Origin of the sequence: Diaminobutyricimonas sp. LJ205 (genome assembly GCF_009755725.1) — a bacterium.
Classification (GTDB): domain Bacteria; phylum Actinomycetota; class Actinomycetes; order Actinomycetales; family Microbacteriaceae; genus Ruicaihuangia.
Map to the genome: position 1 here is coordinate 467630 of NZ_CP046619.1, position 11938 is coordinate 479567.

Below are 11938 nucleotides of genomic sequence, written 5' to 3' on the forward strand. Positions count from 1 at the left end.
GGATCCGTCATGACTCTCCCACCGCGCTGAGGTAAGCCGCAACATGCAACTGCGCGGATCGTTCCCACGTGAATTGTGCGGCTCGATCGATCGCGCGGGCGGACAGGTCGATCCTGCCGCCTTCGTCAGCCAGGAGCGCCTCAACTGTCTCGGCGATGCTTTCGGCATCGACCCCGGTGTAGGCAACTGCGTCGCCACCGACCTCCGGTAAGGCCAGTCGGCGCGTTGTCACGACTGTTGCGCCGCATGCCATGGCCTCGAGCACGGGCAGACCGAAGCCTTCTCCGAGACTCGGATACGCCATCAGCATCGATCCGCCGAGGTACGCAGCGAGGTCGTCCGCAGGCAGATACCCCACCTTTGCAACCTTTCCCGGAGCCGGGACCTGTGCGATTGCGTTGTCAATTGCTTCGTCCCATCCAGCCCCGCCGGCGAGTAACAAGACAGGAAGCGGATTTCCGGTTTCTGCGAAGCGGCGCGCCACCAGAGCGTACCCGCCGATCAGCGCGGACAGGTTCTTACGCGGCTCAAGCGTGCCGAGGAAGGCGATCCAGCCCGTCTCCGAGACGCCGAGACGGGTGGCGATGGCAGCCACCGACTCATCGGCAGGCGGATGAAAGAGTGTCGGATCGACCCCGTGGTAAGCAACGACCACGCGTTGCCCGCGCACGCCCGAATACCGCTGTAGTTCCTCGCCGGCTGACTTACTGGGTACCAGGCAGGCGTCGGCGACACGCATCGACAGGCGAATCCAGCGGCGAAAGAACTGCCGCTTGAAGCGGGAGTGCACGCCGGGATCGCTGAAGAAGGTGGCGTCGTGAAGGGTGACGATCCGCTTCTTCCGCGAGAGCAGCGGCATCGTGTAATGCGGGGAATGCACGACGTCTACTTTGAGCTTGCGGGCGAGACGGGGCAGCGCGACCTGCTCCCAGATCAATCGGAAGGCGACGTTGTCCAGCCGCCGCGGTCCCGCGATCGTCACGGCTGTTGGTGCAAGATCAGCGAGGACAGCGACATCCGTGGGCTTGCAGACCACGGTCAAGGCGACCCGCGGATCGACGACCAAAGCGGCGATCAAATTGTCGACGTACCTGCCGACGCCTCCGCGGTCCGCCGGCACTGCTGTGGCATCGAGCAGCACTCTGATCGGCTGGTGTGCTCGCATTCTGAGTACACCTTCCAATCCTGTAACGGGGCGTGCGGATGTGACGGCATGATGCGTCGATATTCGAGTTTATTCGCGTTGCTGCGGTGGATAGGACGGTCGGGCGCTTAGCGTTGGTGGGAACGCCGGTGCAGATAGAGGGTGGGCATGCGCAAGTGGATCAGTTCGTGGGGGCTCGTCGCCCTCGTTGCCGGGCTTCTGGTGGCCGTGGCGCCGGCTCAACAAGCTGAAGCGCTGAATGGATCGGATTTCAATCCGGGCAACATCATCAGCGACGCAGTTTTCTACGATCAGGGCACGATGAGCACTGCGCAGATTCAGGGTTTCCTCTCGCAGAAGGTTCCCAATTGCCGAGCTGGATATGTCTGCTTGAAAGACTTCACAGAGTCGACGGGTTCGCGGGCTGCGGACACCCGGTGCAAGGCGTATCAGGGTGGGGCGAACCAGTCGGCGTCGAAGATCATCTTCGACGTCAGCCAGGCCTGCGGGATCAATCCCCAGGTTCTCATCACGCTGCTCGAGAAGGAGCAGGGACTCGTCAGTGACGTCGACCCGGGCTCCGGTAAGTACCGCATCGCAACTGGCTACGCGTGCCCGGACACCGCCGCCTGCGATAGCCGCTATTACGGATTCTTCAACCAGGTGTACAGTGCGGCTCGCCAGTACAAGGTGTACCAGTCGACTCCGAACAGCTGGAACTACCGCGCCGGCCGGACAAACACCATCAAATGGCACCCGAGCGACTCCTGTGGGACGTCACAGGTCTACATTGAGAATCAGGCGACCGCCGGTCTCTATATCTACACGCCGTACCGTCCGAATCCAGCCGCCCTGAGCAATCTCTATGGCACCGGTGACTCATGCTCTTCATACGGGAACCGCAACTTCTGGCGCATTTTCTCGGACTGGTTCGGCAGCACGCAGGCAGAATCGCACCTCATCGTTGGTGCAGATGACGGCGCGATCTACCTTGTTGTCGGCGGCACCAAGCACCACGTTGCGACGCTGGAGCAGCTCGAAAGCTTGCGGCCGCTTTTCCCGTACCACCTGGTCGCGCAGAGTTACGCGAATTCCCTCTCGACCGGTCGACCGTTGGGCGCGCATGTCCGAGATCCGCATACGGGCTCGATTTATGCCCTGGATCGTGGCCGGAAACATCAATTCCTAAGTTGTGAGTCGATGGCTGACTACGAACTGGATTGCGGAGCTAGCGTCGACATCCTCGCGTCGCAGTTGTCTCGGTTCTCTAACGGCGCGCCAGTGGGCGAGTTCGCCAAGACCGCGCAGAACTCCACGGTGTACTCGGTGTCAGACGGGGTGAAGCGCCCGATTGCGAGCTGGGATGCTCTGGTCGCATTCGCCGGCGAACAGTCTCCGTATATCTACACCGCACCGACTCAGGTGATGTCGGGTCTCAGTGACGGACCCACCCTGCTAGAGCCGGCAAGCCTGTACCGCACAGCGTCCAATCCGCAGATCTACATGGTTGACGGTCGGTCGGCCAAAATTCCGGTGGGCTCGTTCGATGTGACGAGCGCGCTCGGAACCACTGGTTGGGCGATGGCCGACGATGCTGCTCTGAACTCGTACACGACCGCATCCGGGAGCGTGACTGCCATCGTCCAGTGCGCGGACGGCGTCTATGCGGGATCGGCCGGATCGCTTGTCGGCCTGCAGGGAGCTGCAGCCAAGGCGCTTCCAGCAACACCGCTCGGCGCCGAGACCTGCGCCGTTTTGCCGAAGTCGGGCAAGACGACCTCGACGCTCCTGGCCAAGTCACCGGGAAATTCGACGGTGTACTGGATAAACGCTGGCACCGCTCGCCCTATCTCCTCGTGGGACGCGTTGGTGGCTCTCGCCGGCACGTCGGCTCCCGTCATCATCACCACCCCCGCCTCGACGATTGCCGCCGCGAGCGCTGGGCCCATGCTGCTGGAGATCGGCTCGCTCGTGAAGTCGAAGGCATCGCCGCAGATCTTCCTGGTCAATGGTCCGGACACGCGGGTCCCCGTGAGTTCCTTCGCGATCCCGGCTGAAATGGGCGTTCATGGTTACAAGACCGTGGATGACGCGGCGTTGGCAGGGCATAAGCCGGCGGACGCGGCGCTTCAGATCACCGTGAAGTGCGGTGACAAGTACTTCATCGCAGCGCAGGGCGTCCTCTGGGCGCTGGCCTCGCCAAATGGCTTCGGGCTGGCTGCGACCAGCGTCAGCTCGCAGATGTGTGCGACAACTCCCAAGTCGCCCACCCAGGTTCCGGGTGCTTTCTTCGTAAAATCCCCGAACTCGTCCAACGTGTACGAACTGGTCGATGGGACCCGACGCCATGTTTCGACCTGGGACAAGCTGGTCGAGCGGAACGGTGGCAACTCGCCCGTGATTGTCACGGTCAACACGGAACCGCTGGCGACGATCCCGATCGGTCCAGCCATCTGACTGTCCCCTCGATGGGGGACGTTCGCGGCTGATCGTTAGATTTGGTGGCTTAGAATCGACTGCCTAACGAGCAACTGCGGGACGGATGCGAATGGTCAGCGAAACGATGGATGAAATGCGGAGGCGTCTAGCAGGCGTCGAAGCGGAGCGCGACGAACTCCGACGCGAGCTCGATAGCCGAAGCAACGCCGACGTGGAAACCTGGCTCGCTGCGCTGCGTGCGCAGGCCCTCGTCGACACAAGCTTCTCCAACACCCTGTCGTGGCGGATCACCCGGCCACTGCGGCTGATGCGCAGCTACCAGATAAAAGTCTCCCAACTGGGATTGGTGCCAGCGACGAGAGCTGCTGTCGCGGTTGCGCGCCGCCGGCTGCGCAGGGCGCGCCGGTGATGGCGGATGCGACGGAAACCGACGCGTTGCTCCAGCGGCTCCGCGCCGTAGCTCCCCATCTTGGCGAGCCTGTGGATGCGCTCGAGGACTTGGCGGATCGAGGCGTCGGCCCGTTGCTGCACTCGCTGGGTCGCAGACTGCAGGCCGACCCGCGATTCGATCACATCTGGCTGCTCTATACCGCTGTCACCGCAACCTATCCGACTGCGGATGAGGTTCGCAGCCTCCGGCGAACTATTCGACTCGCCGGCAACGACAACGTCCATGTCGTCATTCTGCAAGCCTGCAGCGATGCCGCCCTCCGAGGCGGCGGGCTGTCAGCACGGGCGCGGATTGTCGAGGACGGCGTCATCGTCGATGTGAATTTCTCGGCGCGTACCGATCACAACACGGGTGTGCAACGAGTAGTGCGTCAGACGATGTCGCGGTGGGAACCCATCCACTCCCCGGAACTCGTGGTCTGGACCGACCGATCCAACGCGTACCGCCCCCTCACCGAAACAGAGCACGACCGGTTACTTCGATGGGGTGGGCGGGACTCGGCCGCCAGCGCCGATGTCGTCGAACAACCCGAGATCATCATTCCGATCCGCGGCGCCCTGACCATGATCGAGGTTCCCCAGCAGGAGCAGTGCCCCCCGCTGGCGGCGATCGCTGAATTCACCCAGACACGCGTGGCAATGGTGGTGCATGACGCCATTCCGGTGATCAGTGCAGACACCGTGCCCGACCAGGAAACCAATCGTTTCGTTGATTACCTGAGCATTGTGAAGCACGCTGACCGGTTGAGCGGTGTCAGCAAGTCAGCCGCGGCAGAGTTTCAGGGCTTCGTCAATATGTTGACGGCGCAGGGCATCCGCGGCCCAGAAGTGGTCGCGGTGCCGCTCCCCAGTGACGTGCCTCATCGGCCCGAACATGTAGACCCGGTGAGCGGCGTGCCTCTGGTGCTCGTTGTGGGTAGCCAGGAGCCTCGAAAGAACCACTACGCCATTCTGTACGCAGCCGAACGTCTGTGGCGCGAAGGGGTGCAATTCCGGTTGCGCTTCATCGGTGGCGGGAGCACGTGGTTCATCCAGGGGTTCGACGCGGAAATCAAGAGACTGCGTCGCCGCGGATACAACGTGGAAGTACTGCGCGGCGTGAACGACGCGACGCTGGTCCGCTCATACGCGGAGGCGGCGTTCACCGTGTTCCCCTCACTGCACGAGGGTTTTGGCCTGCCAGTTGGGGAGTCGCTGGCGATGGGTGTGCCCGTCATCACGACGAATTACGGCAGCACCGCCGAGATCGCCGCCGACGGAGGCTGCCTTCTGGTCGACCCGCGCGACGAAGACGATCTCATGGGGGGGATGCGTCGGCTTCTGACTGAACCGGCCGAGCTCGAGCGACTTCGCGCCGAGGCAGCGGCACGAGCGCCTCGCACCTGGGACGACTATTCGAGCGAGCTCTGGGAGGCGTTGGTGCAGCCACTGATCGGGAGGCCCATCCATGCCGAGTAAACACGTCCTTGGCCGACTTCATGTTCTGGCCGACACTCTCGACCTCACGCCCGCGAGTGGCACTTTCCTCAGTCTGAGTTCGGCAGTGAAAACGCTTGGGGCGGCTGTCGGCACCGACCCGGCTCGGGTCTGGCTTGCATACGCGGTGCTGACGGCGCGTCTTCCCCGCGAAGACGACATCGTCGCGTTGGTTCGCAAGGCCAAGCTGGACGGTGCCGAGGTGGCCTTGAAGGAAATCGTTTCACGGGCCAGCCGTGCCGCGAGGTTCACGATCTCGCCGCCATCCGTCGAAGTCGTGCGGGGCAGCGTCATCGTCGACGTGCACCACACCGCAAGGACACGGCTTGCGACTGGCATCCAGCGGGTGGTCCGGCAGACCATCGCCGAATGGGCGACGAGCCGCACGATCACGTTGATCGGGTGGAATTCCACCTACGACGCGACACGGTTGCTCACCGAGGATGAACGGTCGAACGCGCTCTACGGCAATCGTCCCGATGCCAAGTTCGCGCAGGGCACGGTCACAATTCCGTGGGAGTGCGATTACATCCTTCCCGAGTTGGCCACCGAGCCGGAGCGGACCGCGCGCCTGCAGGCGATGGCGAGATTCTCAGGGAACCGACTGCACATGGTCGGTCATGACTGCGTTCCGATTTCCACAGCAGAGACGGTCGGCCCGGGCATGGGCGGTGCCTTCGCGAAGAATCTGGCTGCCGCGAGGCACGCGTCATCGATCGCGACGACGTCGATGGCCTCGTCTGCGGAGTATCAAGGCTGGCGCTCCATGCTCTCCGCGATTGGCGTGCCAGGCCCACGAATTCAGGAAGTGCAGCTTCCTGCCGAGGCCGGCGAATCCGATCCGATTACCGCAGGGGCGGCGGCGGACATCTTCGACGCCGAGCGACCGCTGGTGCTGTGCGTAGGGAGCCATGAGCCGCGGAAGAACCACATGGCCCTCCTCTACGCGTTTGAGGTTCTGTGGCGTGAGGGGCATGAGTTCAACGCACTCTTCGTCGGCGGCAATTCGTGGAACAGCGGTGGCTTTGAGCACGAGTTCACACGGATGGTGAAGGCAGGCCGTCCGCTGCACGCGGCGAAGGGCATGTCGGACGACACGCTGTGGGCGATGTATCGCGACGCGGTCGCGACCGTGTTCCCGTCGGTGAACGAGGGGTTCGGGTTGCCGGTGGCTGAGTCACTTGCCGTGGGCACACCTGCCCTGACGAGCAACTTCGGCAGCATGCGCGAGATCGCGCAATCCGGGGGAGCCGTGTTGGTGGACCCGCGTGACGACGATGCAATCGTCGACGGCCTCCGACGGCTGCTCACCGATGATGCTTTCCGGGCGCAACTCGAAGCTCAGGCCACGGCACGATCGCCGCGGCTCTGGAAGCAGTACGCCGCAGAACTCTGGGAATCGTTCTTCCCCGAGGACTGATCAACCCGTGCGATGCTGCCCCCGGCGCTCACGGAGGCGGCGTCTGAGGATTCCGCCCTGCCACTTGATGATGCCGACTGGACCGCGGCTTTCGAGGTCGCGGAGCCGCTGGTCCAACTCGTGCGCGCGAGCTTCGAGTTCTCGGACGCGCTGTTGCGCCGCTTCGGCCGTCGTGCGGCACTCGGCCAGGTCGCGCACCGTGCGGGCATGCTCTTCTTCGAGGGCGTCGAGATGCCCAACCAGCCAGGTCGAGTAGTCCTGGGCGATCTGCACAGCAGTCTGGGTCACGCCAACGGACTCAGCTGCCCGCTGGGGCGCCTCGCCCGGAACCACCTGGCACAACTTCTCGAGGGGGTCGTCGGCTTCCGGAGCTGACTCGAGGGTTCGGGCCCAGCGATCGATGAAGGCCGCCCCGGAACGCTCAGAGGCGAACGTCTGAAAGCGACGGTCACGGGAGGTTGAGGCGCCGGATGCGTGGATGGCACGCGCCTCGGGCTCGAGGATGATTTTCCATCCGGCAGCCTTGAGACGGAACGCGAGATCAACGTCCTCGAAATAGGCGGGCTCGTAGATGGGGTCGTAGCCGTCGACGCTCTCGAAGGCTCGCTTGAGAATGAGCAAGGCCGCGCCCGAGCCGTAATCAATCTCTCGGCGCGTCAGCAATCCGGCATCCGACGCAGCGGCAAGGTCCATGCCCGCGCCGAGTTGAACAGTGCCCGCCGTGCGCAAGACGCGCGAACCGGCTTCCTGCAGCGACCCGTCCGGGTGGAGTAGAACGGCAGCTACGCCGCCCACTGAGGGATCGGCATCCGCACCACGCATCAGGGCCGCGAGCATTCCTGGTTCCACCTGCGCGTCATCGTTGAGGAAGACCAGATACTCACCGCGTGCGGCGGCAGCCCCTGCATTGCATCCGCCGCCGAAGCCGATGTTCGCTTCGAGATTCACTTCACGAGCACCGTGGACTTGCGAGCGTACCGCCGCGCGGACTGCGGGTTCGGCGCCGTTCAGCACGACGATGACCTCGACCTCTGTAGTGCTCACAGCGGCTAGCGAACTCAGACACTCGAGCAGTTCGTCGACAAGTCGCCAAGCCAGGACAATCACGCTGACACGCGGCGACGCGCTCTGCGGGAGGGAGACGGATTGCATGGACATCCTCTTCTTGCGGTCGCGCGAACGGCCGTCTGCGGGATTATCACCATATCGGTCGCGCCGGCAAGCACCCCGAATAGTTCCAGCGCAGCCCAGCGTTTAGGATGGGTCGGTTGCAACCGGCCGAAAGGCATGACTACGGAGAAGAATGACGGATCCCGCGCAAGAACGCATCGCGAGGCTTGACTCGATACCGTTCGAGCGAATCGGACCGGTGGCGGGATCGCCCGTTCTGGGCTTCTTCAAGTCCGTCGCCGACGCATGGTCGCGACGGGAGCTTCTCGACCTGCTCGTGCGCCGCGAGCTGAAGTCCCGGTACAAGGACAGTTCTCTCGGCTTCCTTTGGAGCCTCATCCGGCCCCTCGTGATGCTCGGCATCTACTATTTCGCGATCGGCAAGGTACTCGGCGCCGAACGCGGAATCCCGCAGTTCGCAATCTTCGTGTTCACGGGCCTGACTCTCTGGGGCCTCTTCAACGAGATCGTCACCGCGGGCACTTCCTCGATTCTGAATAATGCCGGTCTGATCAAAAAGGTGTACCTACCACGCGAGATCTTCCCCCTCGCCGCGACCGGCTCAGCGCTGTTCAACTTCGGTGTGCAGTTAGTGGTGCTGATCCTCGCCACGATCGTCTTGGGCCAGGTGCCGTGGCATGCGGATCTGCTTTACGCACCGCTCGCTGTCATCGTGGTGCTGGTGTTCGGCGTCGCGTTCAGTTTGCTGCTCTCGGCGGTCACGGTGTACCTGCGTGACATGCAGTACCTCGTTGAAGTGGGTTTGTTGATCGGATTCTGGATCTCGCCGATCGTCTACTCGTTCGGGTTCGTGGCGACTGCCTTCGAGAACTCGGCACTTCCGAGCTGGCTGCTCGAGCTTTACCTGGCGAATCCGATGACGGTCGCCATGGTCGCCTTTCAGAAGGCATTCTGGATCGCAGGCGAGACCGCCGACCCCGTGGCCGTGTACCCCGACCAGCTGCTGCTGCGGCTCGTCATCATGATCGGTGTGGGCATGGTGCTCGTCTGGATTTCGCAGCGCGTCTTCGCCCGCTTGCAGGGCAACTTTGCACAGGAGATTTGATAAGTGGCAGTAGATGCGCGACGACCGGATCTGGTCAGGGTCACGGATGTCTCCAAGCGGTTCGTGATCCGCAAGGACAAATCGCTGAAGGAGCGCGTCGTCAACTTCGGCCGCTCGAACAAGCACAAAGACGATTTCTGGGCGCTCCGGGACGTGTCGTTCTCGATCGAAGCGGGCACGACTATCGGGCTCCTGGGGGCGAACGGCTCCGGAAAGAGCACCCTGCTCAAGGTCATCGGCGGCATCATCGACCCGACAGAAGGCTACGTCGAGCGACGGGGCCGACTCGCCGCGCTGCTTGAGCTCGGTGCTGGTTTTCACCCCGACCTGACGGGCCGCGAAAACGTCTATCTGAACGCGTCGATCCTCGGATTGTCGCGCAAGCAGACCGATGAGTACTTCGCATCCATTCTCGAATTCTCTGAGATCGGTGACTTCATCGATACCCAGGTCAAGTTCTACTCGTCGGGCATGTATGTTCGGCTGGCGTTCTCGATCGCCGTGCACGTCGACCCCGACGTTCTGTTGGTGGACGAGGTGCTCGCGGTCGGCGACGAGCCGTTCCAGAAGAAGTGCATGACGAAGATCAAGGAATTCCAACGCGAGGGGCGGACGATCATTCTGGTCTCGCACGCGGCCGAACAGGTATCCGACCTTTGTGATCGCGTTGTGGTCCTGTCGCGTGGCTCTGTCGTCTATGACGGTGAAACTGCAGCGGGCATTGAGGCGCTCCGCAAGTCATTCGAGCACTGACGCTGCCTACGGTTAGGGCGGGACCCGTCGTCTGCTTAGATGAATCGGTGACTTCAGTTCGCAACACATCCTCATCTCGGCGCGCCCTCAGGGCTCGCAACGACGGTCGCCGGAACAAGCGTTTGATTTGGACGTTTGTCGGGGTGGGAGCCGCCCTTCTCATTTTGGCTGGGACGGCCGCCTGGATCGGTATTCGTGGTCTGGAAGCAAAGTCTGAGCTTGAGAAGGCGAAGGCGCTGGTGGCCGACGCACCAAGTTTGGTTGCCGCTGGAGAAGTCCCGGCTGGACTCGCCAAACTTCGCAGTGCGACGGAACACGCGGAGCGGGCCAGTGCGCTGACCAGTGACTTCATTTGGCGCGCTGCGGAGGTCGTCCCAGTTGCCGGTGGCAACTTGTCCGCGGTGCGCGAGCTCGCTGCCGTCGCAGACAGTGTGCTGAGCGTCGCCTCCGAGCAGCTCGACAGCCTCGCTCCCGTCTTGTCGCCAGCTGCGCTCAAGCCTGTCGATGGTGCAATCGATCTCGCTCTGCTGGAGGAAGCCGGAGATGCGATCAAAGCCCTCGTGGCGGCTTTCGACGACGCAAGATTCCGAGTCGACAGCATCAACACTGATGGGCTCGTCGATCAGGTCGGGGTTGCGGTCGATTCCCTTGATTCTTTGCTGACCACTTATCAGCCCGCCCTTCAGGCCGGCTCTGAACTAATGGCCGTTGTACCTGGGGCTCTGGGGGCAGAGGGTCCGCGGGATTATCTGTTGGTTTTCCAACACAATGGTGAAGTTATGCCCAGAGGTGGCACAATCGGCAGCCTTGTGCAGGTCCATGTAGACCAAGGCCGAATCGAACTCGCACAACAGGCCTCCCCGGTCGATTTTCCGCGACGGTCAGAGCCCATCATTCCCATTGCTGACGACGTTCGTGCAATCTGGCCGCATGGGCTCGGGCGAACCATGCAGAACCTCACCGAGACGCCGCGATTCTCGACATCATTCGAGATCGCCAAGTCCATGTGGTCAGAGCGATTCGGAACGGAAATCGACGGCTTGATCGCATTAGATCCCATTGCGTTGAGCTACATCCTCGAGGCGGTTGGTCCGATTCCGGCGCCGGACGGCAGCCTCATCACTTCCGATAACCTCGTCCAGTCGCTGATGAGTGACGTATACGTGAAGTACTCCGACCCCCTCGAGCAGGACGCCTATTACCAAAACCTGTCTGAGGAGACATTCAATCGGATCGTGGCGGGTGAGTTCGACCCGGCTGTGCTGATCGAACAGCTCGTGCGGTCAGCCGAAGAGCGCCGAATGCTCGCATGGTCAGGCAACACCGACGAGCAAGCTCTGCTCCTACGCTCACCGTTCCTCGGCGAGCCGGCCCCGTCCACCAGCGAACAGGATGGAATTGGCGTTTATTGGCGCGACTACACCCCGTCCAAGCTGGGGTTCTTCATGAATCAGAGTGTTCAGATCGAGCAAGCTCAATGCGACCAGCAGCGCCGCGTTCGCGTCACCGTCAAGCTCACGAACACATTGCCCGTTGGTGCCGTCCGCTCGCTACCTCCCTACGTCACAGGCGGCGGTGGGACTACCCGAGAAGGGACGATCGACATCGCGACGGTGGTCTACGCTCCAACCGGATATACCGTGGACCGTATCGCCGTGGATGGTCGCGATCTAGGAACCAAGGCAGGAACGGACGGCGAGTTCGTTGTGGGCGAGTCGCGTACCGAGATCGCGCCTGAACGAGCGGGCACCTTCACCTTCTGGTTCTCAACAAACCAAGTTGAGACAACCACTATTGAAACTGACATTTCCCCAGTCGTAAACCCCACGGAAGTCACGGTATCTACGGTGGACTGTGCGGACTTGCAATAGATAAACGCTCCCCGGGGTACAAGTTGGGTCCCCCAACACGCCGACAAGGGTTTCATTGGTAGAACCAAGTCTCTTCCCATAAAACGGGTATATCGCCACCCTGAGCATGGTCTGTGTGTCAAAATTGAAGGCGCCGCGTAATTGACATC

7 protein-coding genes and 1 pseudogene are annotated in these 11938 nt (G+C 62.4%); 6 read left to right on the plus strand and 2 right to left on the minus strand.

The window, feature by feature from the left end; translation table 11 throughout:
* Positions 1-7: 7 nt before the first annotated feature.
* Entirely contained in the window at positions 8-1165 is a 1158-nt protein-coding gene (locus GO591_RS02290) for a glycosyltransferase family 4 protein (RefSeq protein ID WP_157155323.1), read from the minus strand.
* Positions 1166-1312: 147 nt separating this feature from the next.
* Here GO591_RS02290 and GO591_RS02295 point away from each other — a divergent pair, with 147 nt between their 5' ends.
* From GO591_RS02295 to GO591_RS02305, 3 genes are all read left to right on the plus strand, one after another.
* A complete protein-coding gene (locus GO591_RS02295; protein ID WP_157155324.1) occupies positions 1313-3601 on the plus strand; it encodes a hypothetical protein in 2289 nt (762 codons plus the stop codon).
* A 261-nt stretch (positions 3602-3862) separates the two neighbouring features.
* Positions 3863-5491: a glycosyltransferase gene (locus tag GO591_RS02300; protein WP_157155325.1), complete on the plus strand. Its 1629-nt coding sequence runs from the start codon at positions 3863-3865 to the stop codon at positions 5489-5491.
* A gap of 85 nt (positions 5492-5576) precedes the next feature.
* Positions 5577-6929: a glycosyltransferase family 4 protein gene (locus GO591_RS02305; protein ID WP_157155326.1), complete on the plus strand. Its 1353-nt coding sequence runs from the start codon at positions 5577-5579 to the stop codon at positions 6927-6929.
* On the opposite strand, the gene GO591_RS02310 is transcribed toward GO591_RS02305, so the two are convergent.
* The gene (locus tag GO591_RS02310; protein ID WP_370455327.1) at positions 6930-8087 is read right to left on the minus strand and encodes a glycosyltransferase family 2 protein; all 1158 of its coding nucleotides are present in this window, start codon (positions 8085-8087) and stop codon (positions 6930-6932) included.
* Between the two features lie 145 nt (positions 8088-8232).
* Between GO591_RS02310 and GO591_RS02315 the strand changes: the two genes are divergently transcribed.
* The 3 genes and pseudogenes from GO591_RS02315 (at position 8233) to GO591_RS02325 (ending at position 11789) form a co-directional block, all read left to right on the plus strand.
* Entirely contained in the window at positions 8233-9165 is a 933-nt protein-coding gene (locus GO591_RS02315) for an ABC transporter permease (protein WP_157155328.1), read from the plus strand.
* A 3-nt stretch (positions 9166-9168) separates the two neighbouring features.
* A pseudogene (locus tag GO591_RS02320) lies at positions 9169-9912 on the plus strand (ABC transporter ATP-binding protein); the annotation flags it as partial.
* 149 nt (positions 9913-10061) lie between these two features.
* On the plus strand, positions 10062-11789 hold the full coding sequence (locus GO591_RS02325) for a DUF4012 domain-containing protein (RefSeq protein ID WP_157155330.1): 1728 nt from the start codon (positions 10062-10064) through the stop codon (positions 11787-11789).
* Positions 11790-11938 lie beyond the last annotated feature (149 nt).

Bases quoted from the DNA above. Each gene is read 5' to 3' on its own strand.
- GO591_RS02295 (WP_157155324.1), top strand. From the start codon at position 1,313: ATGCGCAAGTGGATCAGTTCGTGGGGGCTCGTCGCCCTCGTTGCCGGG.
- GO591_RS02315 (WP_157155328.1), top strand. From the start codon at position 8,233: ATGACGGATCCCGCGCAAGAACGCATCGCGAGGCTTGACTCGATACCG.
- GO591_RS02310 (WP_370455327.1), bottom strand. From the start codon at position 8,087: ATGTCCATGCAATCCGTCTCCCTCCCGCAGAGCGCGTCGCCGCGTGTC.
- GO591_RS02290 (WP_157155323.1), bottom strand. From the start codon at position 1,165: ATGCGAGCACACCAGCCGATCAGAGTGCTGCTCGATGCCACAGCAGTG.